Source organism: Methylomicrobium lacus (genome assembly GCF_041897535.1).
GTDB lineage: Bacteria > Pseudomonadota > Gammaproteobacteria > Methylococcales > Methylomonadaceae > Methylomicrobium > Methylomicrobium lacus_A.
Window position 1 is genome coordinate 3,675,339 of the sequence record NZ_CP169217.1, and the last position, 26,245, is coordinate 3,701,583.

Sequence of the window (26,245 nt, forward strand, 5' to 3'; positions counted from 1 at the left end):
GGCTTACCCGAGGTATTGGATGATGAAACATTATTCTACTCCCCGAATCAATGAACAGGCTTTTCGGCTCAAGCCGTTGGTGCTGGCGATCCGGATGCTGATCGCCGGCGGTTTGGCGTTTGGCGCCAAAGTGCCGCCCGTGCGCGCCGAGTTGCCCGTGCCGCTGAACACCGGGCCTTTGACTCAGACGCCTATCGATATTGCGACCCAGGGGCAGGCCACCGGCGCCATTGCCGGCAATGCCCTGAACATCAAGCAAATCACCGACAAGGCGACGCTGGACTGGAAAAGCTTCAACATCGACGCCGGCAGCAGCGTGCGTTTCGACCAGCCCGGTTCGACCTCGATCGCGCTGAACCGCATCCATGACCAGAGTCCGAGCCGCATCATGGGCTCGCTCGAAGCCAATGGCCAGGTCTATCTGGTCAATCAGAACGGTTTCGTCTTCGGCAAGGACTCGCAGGTCAACGTGAACTCGCTGGTCGCGACCACGCTGGGCATCAGCGACGAGGTGTTTCAGCGCGGCATCACCAAGGTTTTCGATATCGACAATAGCGCCGCGTTGCAGGGCGGCGGCGAAATTTACCTGAAAAACGATCAGGGCCAATACCTGCGCGATCAGAACGGCGACAAGATCAAGATTCAGATATTCATCGACCAGGGTGCGCAAATCAAAACGAAAGGCGCAGGCGGCCGGGTGATCATCGCCGCGCCAAGCGTGACCAACGCTGGCACGATCGAAACGCCGGACGGGCAAACGATACTTGCCGGCGCGCAGGACAAGGTTTATCTGCAGGAAGCCGGCGGCGATTCGGATGTGCGCGGTTTGCTGGTCGAAGTCAATAAAGGCGGGGAAGTCAATAACGTCGGCAAGGTGCTGGCAGAACGCGGCAACGCCAGCCTGCTGGGCTTCGCGGTCAACCAGAAAGGCATCGCCTCCGCCACCACCTCGGTGCAGTTGAACGGCACCGTCAGGCTGTTGGCGCGCGAAGGCATCCAAAGCCCCTCGGCTACCGGCGGCAAGCTGTTGCCCAAAGCCACGGTCAGGGCTGCCGATCAGGGCGACGGCCTCGGCACCCGGGCGACCGTGACCTTGGACAAGGGCAGCCTGACCAGCGTCGACCTGGACGCCGATAAAACCGCGACCGCTATCGACGCGCAGGCCCAGCCGCGCTCGAAAATAGAAATCAGCGGGCATCAGGTAAGGCTGCGCGACCAGTCTGTGGTCCAGGCGAAATCCGGAAATGTCTCGATTCAGGCGGAGGACAATCCGGCGAATCCCACGGTCAAGGGCAATGCCAGGATCTATCTGGAAGCCGGCAGCAAGGTCGACGTTTCCGGCGTCAAAAACGTCAGTCTGGCGATGGAGCGGAATGTCGTCGAGGTGGAACTGCGCAAGAACGAGCTGCGCGACTCGCCGTTGCAGCGCGACGGCATTCTGGCCGGCGAGAAGGTCTCGGTCGATCTGCGCGACGCCGACATGGCCTACGATCCGGAGACCGGCGCCTTGACCCAGGCCAGTATCCCGATTGCGGACATCAAAGGCGCGGCGGACCGCATCGCCCGTAATATCGACGAGCGCAGCACCTCGGGCGGCACCATCGATCTGAAGTCGAGCGGAGATGTCGTTGCCAAGCAGGGCAGCGTGCTCGATTTTTCCGGCGGCTCGGTCAGTTACCGGGACGGGCTCATCAGCACCACCAAACTGGTGGCGGACGGGGAGGTTTTCGATATTTCAGCAGCCGATCCGAACCGACATTACGAAGCCATGCTGAATGGCGATAAAGTCAAATATGCGCCCTGGGCGATCAGGCAACGCTGGCCGGCGGCGTCTCTGACGCAGCGCTACGAAAAAGGGTACGTCGAAGGCAAGGCAGGCGGCAAATTGAACATCAGCGCTTATGAAGCGCTGCTGGACGGCGTGCTCGACGGCACCACGGTCGATGGCCCCTACCAGAGAACGCCCGAACAGCGCGCTCCGGGCAGTGCGCTGAGCATCGATTTGAACAACGATAATCTTTTCGGCAAGCAGGATATCGTTTTCGGCCACAATCCGCTCGCATCAACCCTGGGTAGGGATGATCCCCTGCCCAGGAAAGCCGACGGTTCGGTGGATCCTATCGCGTTGAACATCGACCCAGGCCTGTTCAAAAGCGCCGGCGTTCGGAACATCGATATCAAAACCAACGGTGCGATACGGATCGACGAAGACGCCCATATCGACATGGTCGATCAGGCGGCGTTGAGCCTGGCATCGACCGGGTTTGAGCTGTTCGGATCGATTTCCAGCCGTTCCGGCAAGGTGACTGTCAAACCGATAGCCTTGAGTACTTCGGGATTGCTGCCGAGCGACATCACGCTGGGGCCCCATGCCTCGATCGACGTGAGCGGCTTATGGGTCAATGACTGGCTGACTGTCCGGGACGGTAAGGCATTGGCGCCGGTATCGATAGACGGCGGCCATGTCTCCCTGATCACCGAGCAGGGCGATCTGTACCTCGGCCAGGGCAGCAAGATCGACGTCAGCGGCGGCGCCTGGATGCAGACCGATGGTTCGCTGGTGGACGGCAAGGGCGGCACCATCGATTTACTCGCACAAACGCACGAGGCGGGCGGCAAGGTTTCAAGCCTGACGCTGGACGGCAGTCTGGCGGGATGGGCCTTGCATCACGGCGGCCAACTGAATATCGGCACCCACGAGGTGGTCATCGGTTCCGCCGACGATGTGCCCAGTCGCCCGGATTCCGCGGCGACGCCCCTGGTGCTGAACCCCGAATTTTTTCAGCAGGGCGGCTTCGGCGATTACCACATCACCTCCAATGTTAACGGCCTGAAGGTGGCCGATAACGTGCAAGTGCGGCCTTTGCAAAGCAATTTGCAGCTGAAGGGCACCGCTTACCTGAAGCCTACCGGAACCCCGATCACAAAGGTCAGTTCGGTGGTGACCCTGCCGGAATTCTTGCGCACCCCGACGAATCTGACGCTGTCTCTGACCCAATTGGCAAGTCAGAATCGGAATGAAGCATTGAGCATCGGCAAGGGCGCTTCGATCAAGACCGACATGCAGGGTAATGTAGCATTGCATTCGGATACCTCGATATTCGTCGACGGCGCGATCGACGCGCCGGGGGGTAATATTTTTCTGACCCTGGACATTCCGTCCGCCGGCGATTCGGGGTTCTTCGCCTCCCAGGGCATCTGGCTGGGGCCCGAAAGCCGATTGGCGGCGCGCGGCGTCTATAAGGCCGAATTGAATCCCTATGGCCTGCGCATGGGCGACGTGCTGGCGGGCGGCCAGGTGACGCTGACCGCGAATCGCGGCTATATCGTGACCTACGCCGGTTCGGAGATCGATGTGTCCGGAACGACCCGCAAGCTGGATTTCAGGGAAATCCCGGATAGGGGAACCCAGATCGAGGTGGTGTCCAAGGCGGTTTCATCGGCCGGCGGCTCGATCCGCCTGAAGGCGGGCGAAGGCATCCTGGCGGACGGCGCGTTCAAGGCGCAAGGCGGCAACGGCGCCCCCGGCGGAACGCTGGCGGTCGAACTGAACGGAGGCCTCCGCCAAAAGCCGGATTTTCCGATTCCGGGTGGCGGTTTTCCGGACGATAAGGCGGTGACCAAGGCGCGCGCGCTTGAAATCGGCGAGTCGGCAACGGCGTCCATTCCGGCTGATCTCAGTCTCGGCGATGCGATCGATAGCGCCTTCAACGGCCGCGCCTTGCTGAGCAGCGCCCAACTGAACCGTTCGGGCGCGGCGAACCTGGAATTCAAGACCGATGCGGTCGCCGGCAATACCCATACCGGCAGCATCCTGTTCAAGGGCAATGTCCGCCTCGATGCCGCGAGAAGCATCCTCCTGGATTCCCCAAGCCTCAAGACCGAGGGGGGACAGGTGACCCTGAATACCGCTTACGCCGCGCTCGGCTCCACGCAAAGCCGCCTGGACACGCAGCTGGGCAACGGGCTGTTTTCAAGCAAACTGGCGCCGGATGCGGTGGGCGGCAGCGGGCAATTGACCGTCAATGCAAAGGGCATCGATCTGGTCGGCGGCTTGAGCTTCAACGGATTCGGCCAGGTCAAGCTGGCCAGCGCGGGCGACGTGCGCGCTATCGGCATTCGGGGCCTCAAGGATACCAAGGATTTTCTCGGCGAATTGAAGCTGGCCGGCGATTTGACGATCGCGGCGAGCCAAGTGTATCCGGCCACCCTGACCGATTACACGATCAACGTCGGCGGCAGCGGCGACGAGACCGTACGCATTGAAAACAGCGGCGGCGCCTCGGCGCCGGTGCTTTCGGCCGGCGGCAATCTGACCGTCAATGCGCCGAACATCATCCAGGCGGGCACGCTGAAGGCGCCGTTCGGCACCTTGGCGCTGAATGCCGAAAAGACGCTCGAACTCGCGCCGGGCAGCCTGACCTCGGTCGCGGGCGGCGATTTGACCGTGCCGTTCGGCCAGGTGTCGGGCGGACTGAACTGGCTCTATCCCCTGGATGCGACCGGTTCGATCAATTTGTTGATCGACACGCCGCCGGAAAAGCGGTTGACGCTGTCTGGGAAAGACATCGCGCTTAAGGACGGCGCCAAGGTCGACTTGTCGGGCGGCGGCGACCTGTACGCTTACGAATTCATCCCGGGACCCGGCGGCAGCACCGATGTGCTGAATCCGAACAGCGCCGGCTTTACCGAGCAATTCGCGATCATGCCGGGGCTCGGCAATGCCTTGACGCCTTTCGACCCGTTGGAGTTTCCGGGCAGCGGCCTGAACGTCGGCGACAGCGTTTATCTGAGCGCAGGCTCGGGAGTCAGCGCCGGCTGGTACACCTTGCTGCCGGCGCATTACGCCCTGTTGCCGGGCGCCTATCTGGTCACTCCAAGGCAGGGATTCAGGGATTTGCAGCCCGGACAGGTTCAGCAGGACTTTGCCGGGGCGACCATCGTCGCCGGACGCTACGGCGATCCGAGCGCCGGCATCCAGGATGTGCGTTGGCAGGGTTTTGCGGTCGAACAAGGCGATATCGCCCGGACCCGGTCCGAGTTCAAGGATTATTCGGCCAATACGTTTTTTGCCGACAAGGCGGCCGCCGATGGCACCGCGGCGCCGCAACTGCCGAAGGACGCCGGCAGCCTGTCGATCGACGTGCGCAACAGTCTGGTGCTGGGCGCCGAATTGGCCGCGGCCCCGGGTCTGAACGGCCTGGGCGGACAGGTGGACATCAGCGCCGATCGTCTCCGCGTGGTCGGCCGTCGCGAGGATGCCGCATCGAGCCCGGCCGGCACGGTCAGTCTTTTCGACGAGGACCTGAATAACCTGAACGCACCGAGCCTGTTGCTGGGCGGCGTGCGCAGCAAGGAAAAGAACGGGCAGCGGGTGAAGGTGTCGACGCAGACGCTGAACGTGGCCGGCGACGCGCAATTGAGCGGGCAGGAGCTGATTCTGGCCGCGCGCGATCAAATCAAACTGGACAGCGGCGCGGTAATCGAGAGCACCGGCAGCACCGGCAAGCCGGGTCTCGATCTGCTGGTGGACAATCAGCTGGCGCCGAATGCGCCTGCCAATAGCGACGGCGCCCTGCTGCGGGTATCTTCCTCTGGCCAGGCGAATGTCGTGCGCGACAAGGCCGTGACCGGGAACACAGGCACGCTGGTGGTCGAAGACGGCGTGCGTCTCGCCGCCGGCGGTTCGATGCTGCTCGATTCGACCCGGAATACCGTATTCGACGGCGACATCGACATGCAGGGCGGTTCGCTGGCATTGAAATCGAGCCGCATCAGCCTCGGCGAGGCGCCGGTCAACACGCCGGGCCTGGTGCTGTCTAACACCGCGTTCAACCTGGACGAATTACAGTTGATCAGCGCGAGCGATCTGGATATTTACGGCGCGGTCGGCATCCAGGCGAAACGGCTGAAGATCGGCGCGGAGACGATCAATGGCTTCAACAATGCCGGATCTACCGCCGAATTCTCCGCCGACAGCATCCGCCTGTTCAATAGCGGTTCAAGCTCGGCGCACACGGGAACCGGTTCAGGCAGCCTGGTGTTCAATACCCGCGAATTCGAACTCGGCAGCGGCAACTATGCGGTCGATGGCTTCAATCAGGTGACGGTCAACGCGGACACTGCGGTCAAGGGCCTGGGACAAACCCTGGATCCCGTGACCGGCAACAGCACTCTGGCGGCGCCAGGCAGTTGGCGCGTCGACGGCGACCTGGCCCTGAACGCAGGACATTTTATCGGCGGCAATGGCGCCACGACCCGGATCGATGCGACAGGGCATGACGTCACCTTGGCTTCGCCGGCGACCACGACTTCTCTTGCGCCAGGCGGACTCGGCGCGCACTGGTCGATTACGGCCGATGCGATAGACAGTTCGGGACGCTTCGATCTGCCGTCCGGGATTCTGGAACTCGAGGCCTTGCGCGGCAATGTGAATTTGAATGCGGGCACGGTGATCGATGTTGCCGGAAAAACTATCCCGTTCGGCACGATCGAGCAGTTCTCGCCGGCCGGCACCGTCGTGCTGGCGTCGAGCGCGGGCAACGTGAATCTGGCCGACGGCGCCGAGATACATATCGCCGGCGCGGTCGAAGGCGGCAAACAGGCCGGCGATGCGGGTCTGCTCGACGTGCGTGCGGCGAAGGGGCAATTCGTCTGGAACGGGTTGGTCAGCGCGTTGGGGGATGAGGTCGCGAATGCCGAACAGCGCCAGGGAAGCCTGCGTCTGGACGTAAACACCTTCGGGGCTGGCGGCTTTACCGAGCTGAACGGCAAGCTCGCGGCTTCCGGAATTGCCGGCGAAGTGTCTTTGCGTCAGCGCAGCGGCGATGTGACCGTCGCGGCCGGCGATAACGTGGTCGCGCGTCAATTCAACCTCGCGGCGGATCAGGGCAAGGTGGCTCTGAACGGAACGGTCGACGTCAGCGGCGGCCAGGGCGGCGATGTCGCGGTTTACGGCAGAAACGGCATTACCCTCGGCAGCGGTGCAGGAATCGATGCGAGCTCCTCCTTGCAAGGCAGCGAGGGCGGCCGTGTCACCTTGGATACGGTCCACCGTGACGACACCGGTAGCGGGTTGTTGGATCTTGCCGCAGGCGGCGCGATCGATGTGGCCGGCGGCGAAGTCGGCCAGGGCGGGGCGCTGCATTTGCGTACCGGCAGGGACGGCGATGCGGTAAACATCACCGCGGTCAATACCGCGATTACCGGTGTCGGTGCGGACCGCAGCGTGCTGGAGGCAACCCGGGTTTACGACAATCAATCGGTGATCACGAGCGCGAGTATCGCGTCCTGGAAGGCCGATACCGCAGACTTCATGAATCACGCGCCGGGCATCCAGAATCTTTCTGGCGCCGCGATCGATCTGTTGCCGGGCCTCGAAATTCGCGGCGGGCAAAACCTGACCCTGGCGGATGCCTGGGATTTAATCGACTGGCGTTATCGCGATGCGGAGGGCAAAGCCGCCCTGCCGGGATTTTTGACCCTGAGCGCCGGCAACGACCTGAACCTCAATGCCTCGCTGAGCGATGCTTTCGCGATCGCCTCGCTTCCGGGCCAACCCACTCGGGTCTATCAGGACATGCTCCAGGAAGGGCAGTCATGGAGCTATAACCTGGTCGCGGGCGGCAACGTCAATCTGGCCAGTTCCTACCTGGCGCGGAATCCCACAACGCCGAATTCGAATACCTTGATCAAGACCCAGGTCAAGGTCAGAACCGGCACCGGTTCGATCGGGATCGACGCGGGCAAGGATCTGCGCTTTGTCGCCGATCCGTCCGATGCGTCGGCGGCCGCGGCCGTTTATACGATCGGCACGACCGCGAAATACACCCGCAATCAACTGCTGCGCGGCGAAATACCGGGGCTGCCGGCGCGTCTGGACGGGGAGAGCGATGCGGATTACCTGAACCGCCAGGACCCGGAACTGATGAACGAGCTGCTTCGTTTCGGCTATCTGGACGAAACGCGGATAGGCACGCTGTTTCAAAAGGCCGAGTTTCCGACGCAGGGCGGCGACATCACCCTGCGGGCGGGCGGCAATATCGAAGGTGTAAACACCGGGCAAAAGATGACCGACTGGCTGGTCCGGAGCGGCACCCTGACGGAAAATAAAACGCCGACGCTCTGGGGCATCAATGTCAGCGGCGACCGGAGCAGCCAGACCGGCAGCATCCCTGCCGCGAAGGGTATCAGAAACTTCAACCAGAACGTCGGCGCGCTCGGTGGCGGCAATGTCAAGGTCGAAGCCGGCGGCGACATCCGGAACCTTTCGGTGATGATCCCGACCACCGGCAAGCCGCTCGGCACGGTCGGCAGCACGCCGAATCAGTGGGTCAAGAACGGCATCGCGGTCAACGGCGGCGGCGATCTTTCGCTTGCAGCCGGCAACGACATCGTCGGCGGCGAATTCTTTACCGGTAAGGGCACGGCCGCCCTGAAGGCCGGCGGCGGCATCGCGAACAATGGCGCAGGACAAGGCGCGGTCTTCGAGCTCGGCGATGCCCGCTTCGACATCCGGGCGCGCCAGGATATCAATATCGGCGGCGTCTACAATCCGACCCTGCTGAAACAGACCCAGATCGTCGGGGGAGAATCGCGGTTCTTCACCTATGGGCAGGACAGCTCGGTTGCTTTTCTGGCGGCCGCCGGCAACATCAACTTCCAGAACACGGCCGGCGCCGGCTTCGAATATTCGGTTTATCCCGGCACCGTGAAGGCGGCCGCGCTGTCCGGCGACATCGGCATCAACCGCTCGATGACGCTGTTTCCGTCGGCGCAAGGGCAACTGGAGCTCTTGGCAGGACGCAACGTCCGGTCATCGGCGGTCGCCGGCGAGACGGTCGCGATCAACATGTCCGATGCCGATGTCTCGTTACTGCCTAACATGCTGTCGCCGGTCCGGTCGCTGGAAGGCAGTCTGCATGACGGCCTGATCAGGACGCGGGAGCGGCTCGATCCGTTCAGTCCTGTCGCGAACATCATCCATGCCGCGGCGCCGGTGCATCAAGGCAGCGCCGGCAAACCGGTGATCAGGGCCAATCTCGGCGACATCGCGTTCACTCCCGGCGCGCAGGTGATCTTCTTCCTGCCGAAGGCGTCCGAATTCAGCGCCGGCAGGGACATCAAGAACCTGAGCCTGTCCGGACAAAATCTGGCGAGCGACGACATGACGCTGATTCAGGCGGGCCGGGATATTGCGTTCAACACCCAGATCAGCCCGGACGGGGTCGTGCTCTCCAATCCGAACAAGATCGAGGTCGGAGGGCCCGGCCAGTTGCAGGTGTTGGCGGGCCGCGACATCAATCTCGGCAGTTCCGCGGGCATCCGGACGATCGGCAACATCGTGAATCCGGCCCTGAGTCCTAACGGCGCGGCGATCAACGTTCTGGCCGGGCTTTCCGACGCGATCGATTACGCGGGCTTCATCGAACGCTATCAAGCGAACCCCGAATACCGGGCGGAACTGCAGGCGCTGGCCGGTCTCGACGAGCAGGGGCAGCGTGAACATCTGCACACGTTTTTACGGGTTTTGTTCGAGGAGATCAAGCAGTCGGCCGCCGCCGCGGCGGCGGCGCCGGCAGGCGAGCGGGTCGAACTTTATCAACGCGGCTTCGATGCGATCGAGGCGTTGTTTCCGGGCGATCACTACGACGGCGATCTGAGCCTCGTCTTCAGCCAGATCAAGACGCTGGACGGCGGCGGCATCAACATGGCGGTTCCCGGCGGCAAGATCGACGTGGGTCTGGCGGGGCAATTGGCGGGTATCCGCAAGGCCGCCAATGAGCTCGGCATCGTCGTGCAGCAGGAAGGCGATTTGAACGCGCTGATCGAGCGGGATTTCAACGTCAATCAGTCGCGTGTGTTCACCCTGAAAGGCGGCGACATTACCGTCTGGTCATCCAAGGGCAGCATCGACGCCGGCAAGGGGGCCAAATCGGCGATCGCCGCGCCGCCGCCGGTCACGCTGGTCGACGAGAAAGGCAACATCGTCACGATCTTCCCGCCGATCGTTTCCGGCAGCGGTATTCAGGCGATCGGCAACGGCCAGGTCACCTTGGCGGCGCCGCAAGGCATCGTCGACGCGGGCGAGGCCGGCATCAGCGGCGGCCAGATCGTGATTGCCGCGACCGCGGTAGTCGGCGCCTCGAACATTCAGGCCTCAGGCGGCACGGTGGGCGTGCCCACGGCGGCGCCGGCGCCGGTCGTGCCCTCGGGTGCCGACAGCGCCGCGACCAGCGCGGCAAAATCGGCCAACGATAATGCCGGCAGCAACGGCGGGCAAGACGACGAGCAAAAGGAGAAACAGAAGTCGGTCGTCAGCATCCTGAGCACCGATGTGGTCGGTTACGGCGATTGTACCGTCGCCGAAATCCGCGACGGCAAGCCGGGCTGCGGGACTTAGGGTTTCATCGTTCCCACGCTCCGCGAGGGAATGCAGACTGAACCGTTCCTGCGGTTCGGGACGCAGAGCGTCCTTGAGCAGGTTCCCACGCAGAGCGTGGGAACCATAAACGGAAGTTGTACCGGTTCACAATTTCACGAGCATTCAATTTTTATGAGTTTATTTTCGATGAACAAATCTCTTATCGGCCGCTTCCGGTTGGGACTGGCCCTGATCCTGATTCCGCTGTGCGCACAGGCGTGGTGGAACGACGAATGGAAATCGCGCAAGCAATTCAGCGTCGATGCCGGAGCGACCGGCGCCGATATTCAGGAAACGGTGAACGACTTCCCTCTGCTGGTGCGCCTCCATACCGGCAATTTCGGCTTCTTTCTCGATCTGGCGGAGAACGGCAAGGACGTGCGCTTCATGCTGGACGACAAGACCGCACTGAAGCATCAGGTCGAAAAGATCGATACCTTGACCGAACTCGGCCTGGTCTGGGTCAAGGTGCCGGTCGTGCGCGGCGGCGTCAGCACCGACAGCTTCTCGATGTATTACGGCAACGCGAACGCGGCGGACGGCTCCGATGCGCAGGGCCTCTATGACGTGAACCAGGCCCTGGTCTTCCATTTCCGGGAAGGCGAGGCCTTGCCGCAGGATGCGACCGCCTATGCGCTGCATGCGGCCAGCTCGAAGGCGGCGGTCGATCCGGCCGGTTTCATCGGCGCCGCGGCAAAATTCGACGGCCAGGGCGGCATTACGGTCAATGCGAACCCGGCGCTGAAGGTCACGCCCGACAGCGGCCTGACTTTCAGCGCCTGGGTCAAGATCGATCAGGCCCAGACCAACGCCACATTGTTTGAGGCGAAGGATGCGGCCGGACGCATCGAACTGGCCGTGCAGGGCACATCCGCTATCGCCCGCTACCAGGGCGCGGGCGGCGCTGCCCAGCAGACCGCCGCGGCCAATGTCGAGCCGGCGAAGTGGCAGCATCTGGCGCTGATCGCCAGAAAGGATGCGCTGGAGCTTTACCTGAACGGGCAAGCTGTCGGCACGGCGCCGATCCAGCTGGCCGCGATGACGCCGTCCGTGTCTCTTGGCGGCAACGAGCAGGGCCAGAACTTGAGCGGTCTTCTCGATGAGGCGCAGGTCGCGAAGCAGGCGCGCAGCGCGGACTGGATCAAGCTGCAATTCCGCAGCCAGAGCCCGGATTTCGCGGTGCTCAATTTCGGCCAGGACGAGTCCTCAGGTTCAGGCGACGATCTGAATTACTTCGCGATCATCCTGCAAAGCCTGACCGTCGACGGCTGGGTCGTGATCGCCCTGTGCGGCGTGATGTTCGTGATCAGCCTCCTGGTAATGGTCGGCAAGACCCTGACCCTGAACCGGGCCCGCAAGGAAAACGAAGATTTCCTGGTGCAATACCGAACGATTTCTACCTCCGATCTGGGAAAACTGGACGCGGAAGAAACCGAGGACGAGCGCGAGAACGGGCAATCGGAGTTTCTGGCGGCGGTCGCCGGCAAACACGATCATTTTCAGGGTTCGCCGATCTACCACATCTACCATGCCGGCGTACAGGAGCTGAACCAGCATTTCGGCGGTGCCAACGCGGTGTTGAGCGCGGAAGCGCTGAACGTGGTGCGTGCCCGCCTGGATGCGGCGGTCGTCAGGGAAGGTCAGAAACTGAACAAGAACATGGTGCTGTTGACGATCGCGATCTCCGGCGGCCCCTTTCTGGGACTGCTCGGCACCGTGCTCGGGGTCATGATCACCTTCGCGGTGATCGCCGCGTCCGGCGACGTGAACATCAACTCGATCGCGCCCGGCATTTCGGGCGCGCTGCTGGCGACGGTCGCGGGGCTTGCGGTCGCGATTCCGGCGCTGTTCGCCTACAACTATCTGCTGACCCGGATCAAGGATGTCACCGCCGATATGCACGTTTTCACCGACGAGTTTCTGGCGATCGTTTCGTTACGCAGCGCCGACAGGCAAAGGGCCACGCAGTCATGAAAGTAGGAGAGGAAGGCAAAGTCTACGATGACATCAACATCACGCCGATGCTTGACGTGGCTTACGTGCTGCTGCTGATCTTCATCATCATGACGACGGCGACGGTGCAGGGCATCACGGTCAACCTGCCGAAAGCCAGCAGCACGCCGTCGTTGTCGAAGCCGAAAACCAAGGCGATCTCGATTGCCCCGGACGGCACGATCTATCTCGACACCTATCCGGTCTCGATCCAGGAACTGGAAACCCGGCTCGCGCAATACAAGGCGGCGACGCCGGACCTGCCTGTCGTGCTGAAGGCGGATGCCTCGATCCAGTATGAAAAAGTCATCGAGGTGCTCGATGTGGTGACGCGGCTCGAAATCAGCCAGCTGGGCCTGGTCACACAGAAACTGGTGAAGTAAGGGTTATGGATCAACGCAAGAAATGGCTGAAACGGCTGCCGCTGATCATCGGCGGCGTGCTGACCCTGCTGATCGCGGTCGGCGTCTACTACATCCAGGGACTGTTCGAAAAACCGCTGCAGGCGAAGAAGCAGGTGCAACAGATCACCGTGCTTCAGCCGCCGCCTCCGCCGCCCCCGCCGCCGGAGCAGAAACCGCCGGAGCCCGAACCCGAGCCGGAAAAACTCCCGGAACCTGAGCCCGAGCCGGAACCCGCGCCCGAGCCCGACGAGGCGGAACAGCCGCCGGGCGAGGAGTTGGGCGTGGATGCCGAGGGCGGGGCTGGGTCGGACGGTTTCGGACTGGTCGGCAAGAAGGGAGGCAGAGGGCTCCTGGGCGGCAGCGGCGGCAGCGCGATTCTCTGGTACGGCGGCCAAGTCAAACGCCGACTGGACGACGAGATGCAGGGGCTGCTGGCCGACACCAGCGCCGGCAAGGCCGCTTACAGCGTGTTGCTGAACGTCTGGATAGGCAAGGACGGCCGGGTCGAGCGCGCCGAACTCGCCTCCGGCAGCGGCAAGTCCGACGTGGACCAAAGCATTCGCTCGGCCTTGCCGAAACTGCACTTTTCCTTAGCGAAATCGCCGCCGGACAACATGCCGCAACCGCTGAAGATCAAGGTCACTTCGCGAATATGAAAAATTGAGCGAAGCGCCTCGCCGGGCGGGGCATGCTGCGCCGTCCGCAAGGTTTCAACGAAGCTTCAACATAGCAGCAACGCCAAAACGATGGGGACGGAGTTAAAAACTCCGTCCCGCGTTCGGCATCCCCAAGCTGGAGCTTGGGAACGAGCAAATCAATAATTTTAAGTATCACCGAGAATAACGATGATTGTTGTAAGAAACACCCTGGCCGCCGTATTGGCGGGCGCTTTTCTGTCGCCTGCGATGGCCGATGACAAAGAGGATCTTTTGAAACTCAAAAAGCAGATGGACGGTGAGCGCGAAGAGTTGCTGGAGCTGAAGAACACCGCGGTCAATCTGGTCGAACTGTTCGTCGAACAGGGCTTGCTGGATAAAACCAAGGCGGAACGGTTGCTGAACAAGGCGAAGGCAAAAGCGCAAACGGAAGCCAAACAACAGCTGGTCAAGGAACAAGCGGAGGAGACGTTGGCGGACAATGCCGCGGCTGCCGAGAAAGGTCCTGGGGCTGGGGCCGGCAAATCCAAATCGGTGTATGTCGGTTATGTGCCTGAATTCGTCAAGGAAGAAATCCGCCAGCAGGTGCGCGCCGACTTGAAGGACGAGGTGGTCAAGGAGGTCAAGGCGGACGCCAAGGACGAGAAATGGGGAATCCCCGGAGCATTGCCGGAATGGGTCGCCAATACCAAACTGACTTTCGACATGCGTGTGCGCGGGGCCGATGATTTCTTCCAGGAGGATAACGGGGCGCTCCTCGATTACCTGGCCATCAACGAGGAGGGCGGCCATCTGCCGGCGCGCAGCCATGGCAAGGAATTCCTGAATACCACGAAGGACCGGTTTCGCTTCTCGGAACGCTTTCGCCTCGGTTTGGACATGAAGATCGCCGATCATTTGAAAGCGGGCCTCCGGCTGGCGACCAGCAACATCAGAAACCCGGTCTCCAATGACCAGGCCTTGGGCAATACCGGGCAATCCTTCGAATTTGCGATCGATCGGGGGTTTCTGCAATATGACTTCGTCGATAAAAAGGGCAACGACTGGTTTACGCTCTATGGCGGCCGTTTCGCGAATCCCTGGGTTTCCACCGACGTGGTATACGATCCCGATTTGAGTTTCCAGGGTTTTGCCGGAACCTTCCGTTATCGCTTCAACCAGGACTCCACCAGGGTCAAGACCTATAAGGCGGCGCTGACCAACGATCTTGGCGGCCGTTCCGGCATCAACTTCGGCCCGCAAACGCCGGACACCGTTTTCGCGACATTGGGCGTCTTTCCGATCCAGGAAATCAATCTTTCGACGTCCGATAAATGGCTGTACGGCGGCCAAATCGGCGCCGACTGGCTGGTGCAGGACGCCTCCCGCCTGAAGGTCGCCGCCGCTTATTACGGCTACAAAAACGTTCGCGCCCGGCGTAATGCGAACGGCAGCTTCGCATACGACTGGACGGCGCCCGAATTTATCCAGAAAGGCAATTCGATGGTGCCGATCAATGTCAACGACGGTTTCAACCCTCGTTGCACGAATGCGCAAAGCGCGATCGGCCAGGGCTGCCTGTATGGCCTCGCCTCGGATTTCAGGATATTCAACTTCACCGGCATCTACGACATCGATTTCTCGGGCACCCATGTCGTGCTGACGGCCGATTACGCGAAAAACGTCGGCTATGACGCGGCACGCATCGAACGGGAGTTTCCGGGGCTGCTGGCGGATAATACCGATCAAACCGATGCCTTTCAGATCCGGCTGGATGTCGGCGATCCGGACATCAGGCGTTTCATGGATTGGAACGTGTTTCTCTCCTACCGGTACATAGAGCGCGATGCGGTGCTGGATGCGTTTACCGAGTCGCTGTTTCATGGCGGCGGCACCGACGCCAAAGGCTGGTGGATCGGCGGCAGCTACGGGCTGGCGAGAAATACCTGGGTCAACCTGCGCTGGAGCAGCACCGATTCGATCGACGGGCCGAAGTTGAGTATCGACACCGCCGCGGTCGATTTGAATGTGCGTTTCTAAGGGTGACATCTGATGGGCCTATTTTTGAATCCTGAAAACAGGCGGCAACAGGGGGCCGCCAGGGGCGCTTTGCCGTGGCTGCTGTGTTTGGCGGCTATGGCCTGGAGCCTGGAACTCCAGGCGGCGCCCAAGCAAAGCGATGCGGCCGCGCAGGCCTTGCGCAAAGCCCAGGGCATGCTGCGGCAATTGAGCGAGGAAAAAGCCGCGCTCGAAGCGGAAAAAAAAGCGCTCGGAGACGAGGCGGAAAAGCTGCGCGGCGAGGTTGCGCAGCTTGAGCCCCTGAAGGGCCAGGTCGAACAGTATCGGGCCGGACTGGAAGACTCGCGGAGAGACAACGGCTCGCTGCAGGAGCAATTGCAGCGGGCCGGTACGCGGGAGCGCAATCTGCAGGACAAACTCAAGGAGATCGTGGCACAGGCCAAAGCGATTCAAAACGACAATCAACTGTTGGTGGCGGCCGTGCAGGAGCGTGAAAAATGGATCGGACAATGCAGCGCCAACAATCAAGCGCTGATCGGGGTCAATCGCGAAATTCTCGATAAATACCGGAACCAGGGCTTTTGGGACAAGCTCGCCGAGGCCGAGCCGTTTACCGGGATAGGGCAGGTTGAAGCCGAGAATGTGGCCGAGGCCTATCAATTCCGGCTGCAAGACCTGAAGGTGACGCCGTTCGAAAGCGAGGCGAATGCGGCGGGCGAGGCCAATGGCGATCCTCGATCCGTGCCTGAATAGAGTCGAAGAAAGCCTGTGCTCTTGTGGCGGGTTGAGGAATTTTCCTCAACCCGTTTTTTTTTGCCTGCCTTACAGCTCACTATCCTGCAGCCGTAGGTGTAGAAGTGGCAGGACCGATACCAACGATCTGCAAAACATCCTTGGCGCTGTGGGGAATAGGACGGCTGTTGTTGTTTGAAGTGCAGATTGGCAACAGGGTATGCGGGCAAATCAGCAGAGCAGGGCCATGCGGTCTATTGCGGCAAACGTGCCTTCAATGCCTGATCAACGAATAAAATAATTTCAATATCATTCATTTACCTGTTTTTACCGGCCTCGTTCGCGCATCGAACGGCGATTGGCACGACGTTTGCGATAAAGCTTCATAACAGCCAAGGACGCGGGAGTCTATCGAGACACGGTTTGCCTTGGCGATTAATGGCTTTATCAACCTTTAACGCATAGGTGAATTAGTGAAAGAACATGGAACAGGCGTACCTTCGATAGGCGCCGAGCGGCCGGGTGTTCCGCCCTCGATCAGCCGCCATCGCAAACTCGTGTCCTGCGTGGCGTTGGCCGTCGCCGGCGCATCCCTGCTGGCGGCTCACGAGGTGTCCGCGGCCCCGGTGAATCAGGCGGAAAACAAGGCCGCCGGCGGCGATCCCTCGGTTGCCGACCTGAAAGCCCAGGTCGAGCGCTTGACCCGTGAACTGGAAGCTTCCAAGCAGCGCGAGCAGGAATTGATTAACCAAGGCGCCGCCGAAGCGCCATTGGATACGCCGGCGGCAGCCAGCGCCGTTCCCGGCGGGGCTGCGCCGGGCAATGCCGTGGCGGCCGCCGAGCCGGAGGTCAAAGCCGAGGAAGTGAAGGAGGAGGAACCGAAGAATCTGGCGGAAGTGACGGTCACCTCGCGGCGTAAGGAAGAAAAATTGCAGGAAGTGCCGATCCCTGTCGCGGTGATCAGCGGGGAGCAGATGAAGCGGGACAACATCGTCAGCGTTGCGGATTTTGCGCGCCGGGTGCCCAACCTCGGCGTGACCAGCACCAATGCGCGGCAGACCAGTATCGCCTTGCGCGGCTTGGGCAAGAACAGCGGCAACGAATCGATGGAATCCAGCGTCGGCGTGATGATCGACAACGTCTGGCAGTCCTGGGTCGGTTCGACCTGGACCAACTATGCCGATATCGATCACGTCGAGGTGTTGCGGGGGCCTCAGGGAACCTTGCAAGGCAAGAACAGCAACCTGGGTTTGGTGAACGTCGTGAGCCAGGCGCCTAGCTTTAAGTCAAGTTATTACGCTGACGGCTTTGCCGGCAATCGCAACTCGCTGCAAGGCAAGTTCGGTGCGACCGGCACGATTCTCCCTGGCTTGCTCGCTTACCGCGCTTCCGGCTATATCGACCGGCGCGACGGCTGGGTCGAAAACCTCGATGTGGCGATCACCAATGGCAAGCTGCAGGAAACCAATGCGCTGGGCGGCCGCTTGCAGTTCTTGCTGACGCCGAGCGACGAATTGTCCGCGCGTCTGATCGTGGATCGCAGCTCGTCCACGCAAAGTATGAGTGTTAACCCGAACCTGGACGATCCTGCAACATTTGCCGATGGTACGGCGCGGCCAATCACTTATAGCTCTCGTCTCGGGCGCGATTGGTTCGATATCTTCAAGCGTTCCGGGCAACCGGTTACCATAATCGGTGATCCGCGGAAAGTCGCGCAAGACAACAAGCAGGTGTCCCGCGCCGATGGCGAGGGCGTGTCCGCCGAAATCAACTGGGATGTGCTGGGGCATCGCTTCACCTCGGTTTCGGCGTACCGGGATTCGTTGTTCGAACCGCATCATGACGGCGACCGTTCGGTGGCGGACATCATGCGCATCGGCGGGGTCACCGTCAAAAACGAACAATGGTCGCAGGAATTTCGTATCGCTTCCAAGGAGCCGGGGCCAATCGATTATCAGGCTGGTCTCTTTACGATGCGCAGCACCGCGGATACCTTCAGCCAAAACCATTACGGCGATGACGCGGGCGCTTTCTATGCCTCCAATGCGCAATACGGCCGCCTGAATTCGTCGGCCATTGGCCGGCAGATGATGCAGGCCTCGTTACGCGAAGTGTTCGATACGGCTGCCCTGAATCCGGCCACCGACAGTTATGCCGGCTACGGCCAGCTGAACTGGCATATTACCGACGCGGCGACGCTGACCTTGGGTCTGCGCAATACCTTTGAACAGCGATCGAACTCTGGAAACCATCGTTCGTATGGCGGCGCCGATTTGGCTGCCTTGGCTTCCTCGATCGGTGCCAGCGCGCAAAACCTGACCGATGCGCAGGCCATTCGCAACGGCCGGATAACGCCGAATTGGACGGCCGACCGCCAGGGTTTCGATCAGAACTCGCAAAACTGGTTGGTTAACCCGAGTTATAAGATTACCAAGGATGTCATGGCTTATTTCTCGGTGGCCGGCGGACAAAAATCCGGCGCCGCGCAGTTCAACTCCAATACCGGAGCGGTCGAAAACGTCGATCCCGAGGACGTGATGGATTACGAATTGGGCATCAAGAGCAGCTGGCTCGACCGCAAGCTGGTGGTCAACTTGAATCTATACCAAACCGACGTGAATGGCTTTCAATCCCAGTTGGTGTTGCCTGATGAAGCGCGTCCGGGTCAGTTCCGGACCACGCTGGGCAATATCGAAGGCATCCAGCTGCGCGGTATCGAATTGGAGACGAGTTGGGATGTCGCGCGCGGTTTGAATCTGTTCCTGAACGGTTCCTACAACCACGCGGTTTATACCGACTTCAAGAACGCGCCTTGCCCGCCTGAAGCCAATAAGCCGGTTTGCGACCAAACCGGCCTGACCCTGCCGAATGCACCGGCATTTACCGCCAACTTCGGTTTCGATTACCGGGTGCCTTTAGGCTTCGGCGTAGGCGACGATTACGGCCTGCAATGGCACGCTTTCCTGGTGGACAGTTTCAAATCCCAGGCCAACTACAACGCCAGCCTCTCCGCATCGGGCAAACAGCCGGCTTATCACGTGACCGACGGCGGTATCGGCCTCGGCACCAAGGACGGCAAATACAACCTGGATCTGGTCGGCAGAAATATCTTCGACACCCTCTATCTGACCAACGTCGGCAACTGGTCCAGCACCGGCGCGTCGAGCGCGACTTACGGCGAAGCGCGTTACTACGGCGTACATTTCAGAGCCAGATTCTAAAACTTTCGGCTTGGGCGGCTTGATGCCGCCCAAGCCTATTCAGACAAACAGCAATTGGAGATTTTTCATGTTACGCAAATTCATTCCGACGGTAGGCGTTTTATTGTTTGCGGCCGCCGCTCAGGCCGATGATCCGGTGACCCCGGCGATTCCCGGCGTCGCGGCCGGCGGCGTGGTGATCGAACTGATCAAGGACGGCTTCAAGGGCACCGAAGGGCCGATCGCGCATAGCGACGGCAGCCTGTTGTTCACCGAAACCCAGGCCAACAACATCGTGCGTATCGGGCCTGACGACAAGGTCTCGGTGTTTCTCAAAAATTCGAATGGCGCCAACGGCTTGGCCTGGGGTGCCGGCGGCGAATTGTATGCGGTGCAGACGGTGAAAACCCAGGTCGGTATCGTCTATCCGGCCGACAAGAAAAAGACCCTGGCCGAAAAATTCGAAGGCGTCGAATTCCAGCGCCCCAACGATCTGGTGCGCGCGAATAGCGGCGCGATTTATTTTACCGACAGCGGCACCCGCCCGACCAAGGAGCAACCGAATCCGCCGCCGTCGCATCCCGGTGTGTTCACCATCAGCCCCTCCGGCGAGTTGAAACGTCTGGCCAACGACATCGAACGCCCGAACGGCATTCAGCTGAGCAAGGATGAAAAGGTGCTGTATGTCGCCAATACCTTGGGCGAACACATACTGGCCTACGATATCGCGGCCGACGGTTCGATTGCGAATCGGCGCAATTTCGCCAAGCTGGAAGGCTGGGCAAAAGGTGAAGACAACACTTGGTCCAGCGGCGCCGACGGCTTGGCCCTGGATAACGAAGGCAGGCTGTATGTGGCCTCGAATGCCGGCGTCGAGGTGTTCGATGCGAAGGGCGTAGCGCTGGGTGTGATTCCTCTGCCGAAGAAGCCGCAAAATCTGGCATTTGCGGGTAAGGACAAGAAAACCCTGTACGTGGTGGGACGCGGCGCCGCTTACAAGATACCGTTGTTGGCGCAAGGCATCAGCAGCCGGGCCAAGTAATCCCGTGGCATCGTTTTTTTAGTCCCGTAGTGTGCTCTCTTGGCGGGTCGAGGATTGATTCCTTGACCCGTTTTTTTTGCTTGCTAGCCCAGCAACAGGGGGTGTTGTCGGGCTGCTGTTATTTCATCACTGCGCTGGCGTACCCATCCTTCAAATCAGCATGTGGCGATCTTTCGCTTCGTGTGTCCGTGAAAAATCCTTTGTAAATCAATAGGTAATTATTTTGTTTTTCAGGTCGGCGAGAGTCGGTGAGTCTGGCACGCATGTTGCAAAATGATCTGAGTACAACACGATCCCTGCGCTCCACCTCGGCGCGCTTTTGCCAAGAACCCAAAAAGAAAAGAGAAGAAAGCGATGATCAAGAATACCACCACACTATTTCTGCTGACTGTGATGCTGGCCGGTCCGTTCGGTTTGGCGACCGCGGCGGAACACGCGCACGGCAATAAACCGGAAGCCAAACCTTACAGTTACAAAACACCGAAGCTTAACCGTGCGCAAATCGATGCCCTCTTGGCCAAGCCGGAGGAGTTGTTGATTATCGACGTGCGCCGCCCCGATGAAGTCAGCAAGATCGGCAGCTTTCCGGTTTATCTGAGCGTTCAGGCCAAGGAACTGGAAGCGGCGCTGCCCTCCATTCCTAAGGAAAGATCAATCGTGACCGTTTCGAATCATGCCGGCCGTGCCGGAGCCGCGGCGGATTTTTTGGCCGAGAAAGGCTTCAAGGTGGTCGGCGCGATAGGCTCGCAAAACTATGAAGAAGAAGGCGGCAAGATTACCAAAATCGTGCCGCCGGCGCCGAAAGCCAAGTAGAACCCTGACGCACCGTCTTCGTTAGTTTTGGAGTAGATCTATGAAAAGAAAATTATCTTACCTTGCCGTTTGGGGGGTTGCGGTGGCGCTCAGTATCGATGCCCCGACGGCGGACGACAAACCCGCGGCCGCGGACAAAGCGGCGCCCGCCCAGGAAAACGCGCCGGCGGCGAAGTCCAAGTCGAAATTCTGGTCTTATCAGCCGGTCAAGGCGCCGGCGGTTCCGGCCGTCAAGCAGCAGGATTGGGTCAGGACGCCGATCGATGCCTATATTTTGGCTAAATTGGAAGCCAAGGGTTTGCAGCCGTCGAAGGATGCCGATCGGGCCGCGTTCATCCGCCGCGCGACCCTGGACGCCTGGGGCGTGATTCCGACGCCGGAAGAAGTCGATGCCTTCGTGAACGACAAGTCGGCGAATGCTTACGAGAAACTGGTCGACCGCCTGTTGGCCTCGGCGAAATACGGCGAACGCCAGGGACGGAAATGGCTGGATTTGGCCCGCTACGCGGACAGCACCGGGTTTCAGAACGACAACAACCGGCTGAACATGTGGCGTTATCGGGATTATGTGATCAACGCGTTCAACCAGGACAAACCCTATGATCGCTTCATTCAGGAGCAATTGGCGGGAGACGAGTTGTGGCCGGGGGACGAGCAGGCCCTGATCGCGACCGGTTTCATGGCGCAGTTCCCGGACAACGCGAACTCGCGCGACCTGGTGCAGCGCAAGTACCAGATCACCACCGACATCACCGATACGGTCGGCAAGGTGGTGCTGGGGCAGACGGTCGAGTGCGCGCGCTGCCACAACCACAAGTTCGACAAGATCAGTCAAAAGGATTATTTCTCGCTGCAAGCGTTCTTTGCGAACGTCGCACCGGTCGACAACATCCCGGCCAGGAAAGGCGACGTCGAGCGCGAATACGAAAAGCAGTACGCCAAATGGGAGGAGGCGACCAAGGACATTCGCGCCAAACAAAAAGCGATCATCGACACCCACCGGGAAGAAGCGCTGAAGTATCACAAGGAACGTTACCTGACCGATTCGCGTGAAGCGATTTTCAAACCGAAAGAAAAATGGAACGCGCAGGATCGTTGGGTCAATCATCGCCTGGCCAACGTGACCGACGAACGCAGCTTGCAGTCTTTCTTCCAGGAAAAAGGCGAAAGCACCGATCCTAAAACCTATGACAAGAAGATCGCCGCGCAATGGGCGGAGTTGGACAAGCTGGAGAAACAGCTCAGAAAATTCAACGATCTGAAACCAGCCACCAGTTCGGACACCATTTCGGCGATGACCGAACTCGGCCATCCCGACGCGCCGCCGAGCTATGTCTTTGCGGTCGGCGATCACGAAAAACCTCAGGAAGAAGTGCAGCCGGCGTTCCCGGCGGCGATTACCGACGAAAAACCGGACATCAAGCCGTTGCCGTTCTCGTCCGGCCGCCGCGCCGCCCTGGTCAAATGGCTGACCAGTCCGACCAATCCGTTGACCGCTCGCGTCTATGTGAACCGGGTGTGGGATCAATATTTCGGCAAGGGTATCGTCGCCACGGTCAGCGATTTCGGCAAGGCCGGTGAAAAACCGACGAACCCGGAACTGCTGGATTATCTGGCCGACAAATTCGTGAAGGACGGCTGGAGCGTCAAGAAACTGCATCGCGAGATCCTGCTGTCCAGCGTTTACCGCCAGTCGTCCGATTACCGCGAGGACGTCCAACAGGCCGACGCCGACAACCAGTTGCTGGCGGTGTTCCCGCGCAAACGTCTGGAAGCCGAACAGGTCCGGGATTCGTTGCTGGTCGCGGCAGGCAAGCTGGAAGACAAGGTCGGCGGGCCGAGCGTGTATCCGCCGCTGCCCAAGGTGATCAACACGGCCGATGCCAATTTCAACAACGATCCGGCCTGGAAAACCTCCAAGGACGTTCACGACCACAACCGCCGCAGCCTGTATGTGTTCACGCGCCGCAGCATCCCGTATCCGATCCTGGATTCGTTCAACATGGCGTCGCCGCAGGAGGCACACAGCAAGCGCGAGGTGACCACGACCCCGTTGCAGGCACTGACCCTGTTCAATAGCGAGCTGATTTTCGATTGGTCGAAATCGCTGGCCGGCCGGGTCATCAACGAGGGCGGCAAGGATGAATCCGCCAGGATCGATCGTCTGTATCAGATCCTGTTCTCCCGCAATGCGGACGACACCGAAAAAGAGACGTTGCTGACGTTTTTGAAGGAGCAGGAAGGCGTGATTCGCGAAAAAGCGGCGGACGGCAAGTTCGAGATCAACGTGCCGACCGGCCTGAAGGACAAGAAACTGGACGATCCTATCCGGGCGGCGGCGTTCGTGGATTTGGTGCATGCGGTGGCCAATTCGAACGAGTTCATTTACCGGTTTTAAAAAAAATTATTTGAAGAGGTTTACCACATGAAAAACAAATCGCGTCGAGATTTCTTAGTAAACACCGGCTATGGATTGGGCGGATTGGCCGTGACCGGCATGATACCGGGCGGCGGGGTGATTGCCAGCGCCTTGGCCGACGATGCCGGGCTGCAGGCTTTGGCTGGTGCCGCCAGTCCACTGGCGGAGAAAGCGCCGCATTTCGCGGCCAAGGCCAAGACCGTGATCTGGCTGCACATGGCGGGCGCGCCGAGCACCCTGGATTTGTACGATTACAAACCGAAACTGGTCAAGCTGGCCGGAACCGGCGTGCCGGCTTCGTTTCTGCAAGGCATCAAAACCAGTACCCAGGGCGGCGTGACCAAATTGATAGCGACCAAGCGCACCTGGAAACAGCACGGCCAGAGCGGCGCCTGGTTCTCGGACTTCTTGCCGAATCTGGCGCAACACGCCGACGACATCGCCTTCATCAAATCCAGCGTCACGATCGGCGCGACCCATGACATTTCGATCATGAAACTGAACTCCGGCGGCCTGAACCCCGGCCGTCCGACGCTCGGCGCCTGGGTGCAATATGCGCTGGGCTCGGCGAACCCGAACCTGCCGGCCTATGTGGTGCTGTACAACGACAAGCGCGAACCCCGGGGCGGCGTCACCAACTGGGAGTCGGGCTTCCTGCCGGCGGTTTATCAGGGCACCCCGTTCCGTCCGGGCAATTCGCCGATCCTGCATTTGAACAACCCGGAATACCTGGCCGTCGCGGAAAAACGCCATGCGCTGGACTTGCTGAAGCACTTGAATCAAAAACACGGCGCGCAGTATCCGCAGGACAGCGAACTGAAAGCCCGCACCGAATCCTACGAATTGGCCTATCGGATGCAGGAAACCGCGCCGGAAGCGGTCGATTACAGCAAGGAATCCGATGCGACCAAGGAACTGTACGGCATCAACGATGAACTGACCAAGCCTTACGGCGAGCTGCTGCTGCGTGCCCGGCGTCTGGCCGAGCGCGGTGTGCGCTTCATTCAGGTGGTCTCCGGCCCGACCGACATCAAGGGCGACAGCCGCGACTGGGATGCTCATCAGAACATCGAGGACAACCACAGCAAGCATGCGAAGATCGTCGACAAGCCGATCGCCGGCCTGTTGAAGGATTTGAAGGAGAAAGGCCTGTTGGATTCGACGCTGGTGGTCTGGACTTCCGAGTTCGGCCGCACGCCGTGGAGCGAATCGGGCGACGGCCGCGACCACAACCCCTGGGGTTATACCCAGTGGATCGCCGGCGGCGGCATCAAGGCGGGTTATACCCACGGCGGCACCGACGAACTCGGTGTGCAGGCGGTCAAGGGTACCGAGGTCGATACCTACGACCTGCATGCGACGATCCTGAACCAGCTGGGGCTCGATCACCTGAAACTGATCTACAAATACCAGGGCCGTTCCGAACGGCCGACCGTGGTTTACGGCAAGGTGATCAAGGAATTGATTGCCTGAGGACGCAGCCAAAACAAAGCTTGCGCTGCCGGTCGATCAAGGCCGGTTCAGCCCTTCGGGTTGGGCCGGCGGCCGGTGGTGCGGCAGGGAATAAAGGATGAGAACATTCAAGATGCGCAACACCATGATTACCCTTGCACTCACCTTCGCGCTGGCCGGCGGGGCCGCGCGGGCCGAGAGCGATTTCGATTTCGAAGAATTGATGAACGACGTCGAAACCAAGACGCAAAACGTGCAGAACAACATCGCAGCCAAGGACTTCGCTGCCGCCAGCAAGGAATCCAAGGAACTGCAAGACGCTTTCCAGCTGGTCGAGGGCTATTTTGCCGCACGCGGCGATGCCAGCGATGCGGTAGCCAATGCGCAGGATTACCAGAAAAAAGCCGAGGCGATTCAGAACGCGCTGAGCGCCGGCGACGCCGATACCGCGGCCACTGTCGCGGCCGATTTTTCCAAACAATGCCGCGGCGCCTGCCACGACAAATACAAACCTCTGTAAACGAATATGAAACGCTTATTTTTGAAAATTATGCTCTCCCAGTTGCTTGCCGTGCCGGCGCTGGCCGTATTACCCGAAGGCCACCCGGCTCCGGCGATCGAGGCGCAGGCGTCGCTGGCCGGCAAGGCCCTGAATTATTCGCTGCAGGACACCCTGAAAAAGGGCCCGGTGGTGGTGTATTTCTATCCGTCGGCCTATACCGGCGGCTGCAACATCCAGGCGCACACGTTCGCGGTCGATCATGACAAGTTCGCCGCGGCCGGCGCCAGCATCGTCGGCGTCTCGCTGGACAGCATCGACAGGTTGAACGATTTTTCCGCCGACCCTGAGTATTGCGCCGGCAAGTTTCCGGTGGTCGCGGATGCCGACGGCAAGATCGCGAAGGCCTTCGACGTGGCCGTGCGTGATGCGGCGCCCGGCAAGACCGACACGCGCGGCGTCGAAATCCATCACGGTTTCGCCGAGCGGGCCACTTTCATCATTACCCCGGACGGCAAGATCGCGGCGGCTATCGGCGGCCTGAAACCGAAGGAAAACGTCGCCAAGGCCCTGGAAATCGTGCAGCAACTGAAGGCCGGGCAGAAGGCGATCTGA

13 protein-coding genes are annotated in these 26,245 nt (G+C 60.5%); all 13 read left to right on the forward strand.

Going from position 1 to position 26,245, the window contains the following annotated elements; translation table 11 throughout:
* Positions 1–19 precede the first annotated feature (19 nt).
* A complete protein-coding gene (locus ACEPPP_RS16500; protein ID WP_374088456.1) occupies positions 20–10,402 on the forward strand; it encodes a filamentous haemagglutinin family protein in 10,383 nt (3,460 codons plus the stop codon).
* A 168-nt stretch (positions 10,403–10,570) separates the two neighbouring features.
* Complete coding sequence (locus tag ACEPPP_RS16505) at positions 10,571–12,397, forward strand: DUF2341 domain-containing protein (protein ID WP_374088457.1); 1,827 nt, start codon at positions 10,571–10,573, stop codon at positions 12,395–12,397.
* A complete protein-coding gene (locus ACEPPP_RS16510) occupies positions 12,394–12,798 on the forward strand; it encodes a biopolymer transporter ExbD (RefSeq protein ID WP_024298153.1) in 405 nt (134 codons plus the stop codon). Before ACEPPP_RS16505 ends, ACEPPP_RS16510 begins: the two co-directional genes overlap by 4 nt.
* A gap of 5 nt (positions 12,799–12,803) precedes the next feature.
* Complete coding sequence (locus tag ACEPPP_RS16515) at positions 12,804–13,475, forward strand: energy transducer TonB (protein ID WP_374088458.1); 672 nt, start codon at positions 12,804–12,806, stop codon at positions 13,473–13,475.
* A 189-nt stretch (positions 13,476–13,664) separates the two neighbouring features.
* Positions 13,665–15,494: a putative porin gene (locus ACEPPP_RS16520; RefSeq protein WP_374088459.1), complete on the forward strand. Its 1,830-nt coding sequence runs from the start codon at positions 13,665–13,667 to the stop codon at positions 15,492–15,494.
* A 12-nt stretch (positions 15,495–15,506) separates the two neighbouring features.
* The gene (locus tag ACEPPP_RS16525) at positions 15,507–16,226 is read left to right on the forward strand and encodes a hypothetical protein (protein WP_374088460.1); all 720 of its coding nucleotides are present in this window, start codon (positions 15,507–15,509) and stop codon (positions 16,224–16,226) included.
* A 452-nt stretch (positions 16,227–16,678) separates the two neighbouring features.
* Positions 16,679–19,426 carry a TonB-dependent receptor gene (locus ACEPPP_RS16530; RefSeq protein ID WP_374088461.1) on the forward strand — a complete coding sequence of 916 codons (2,748 nt, stop codon included), beginning with the start codon at positions 16,679–16,681 and terminating at the stop codon, positions 19,424–19,426.
* Positions 19,427–19,493: 67 nt separating this feature from the next.
* On the forward strand, positions 19,494–20,447 hold the full coding sequence (locus ACEPPP_RS16535) for an SMP-30/gluconolactonase/LRE family protein (protein ID WP_374088462.1): 954 nt from the start codon (positions 19,494–19,496) through the stop codon (positions 20,445–20,447).
* A 354-nt stretch (positions 20,448–20,801) separates the two neighbouring features.
* Positions 20,802–21,260, forward strand: coding sequence for a rhodanese-like domain-containing protein (locus ACEPPP_RS16540; protein ID WP_374088463.1), 459 nt, complete (start codon positions 20,802–20,804; stop codon positions 21,258–21,260).
* Positions 21,261–21,300: 40 nt separating this feature from the next.
* The gene (locus ACEPPP_RS16545; RefSeq protein ID WP_374088464.1) at positions 21,301–23,658 is read left to right on the forward strand and encodes a DUF1549 and DUF1553 domain-containing protein; all 2,358 of its coding nucleotides are present in this window, start codon (positions 21,301–21,303) and stop codon (positions 23,656–23,658) included.
* 27 nt (positions 23,659–23,685) lie between these two features.
* On the forward strand, positions 23,686–25,152 hold the full coding sequence (locus ACEPPP_RS16550) for a DUF1501 domain-containing protein (protein WP_374088465.1): 1,467 nt from the start codon (positions 23,686–23,688) through the stop codon (positions 25,150–25,152).
* 97 nt (positions 25,153–25,249) lie between these two features.
* On the forward strand, positions 25,250–25,651 hold the full coding sequence (locus tag ACEPPP_RS16555) for a hypothetical protein (RefSeq protein ID WP_374088466.1): 402 nt from the start codon (positions 25,250–25,252) through the stop codon (positions 25,649–25,651).
* Between the two features lie 6 nt (positions 25,652–25,657).
* The gene (locus tag ACEPPP_RS16560) at positions 25,658–26,245 is read left to right on the forward strand and encodes a peroxiredoxin (RefSeq protein WP_374088467.1); all 588 of its coding nucleotides are present in this window, start codon (positions 25,658–25,660) and stop codon (positions 26,243–26,245) included.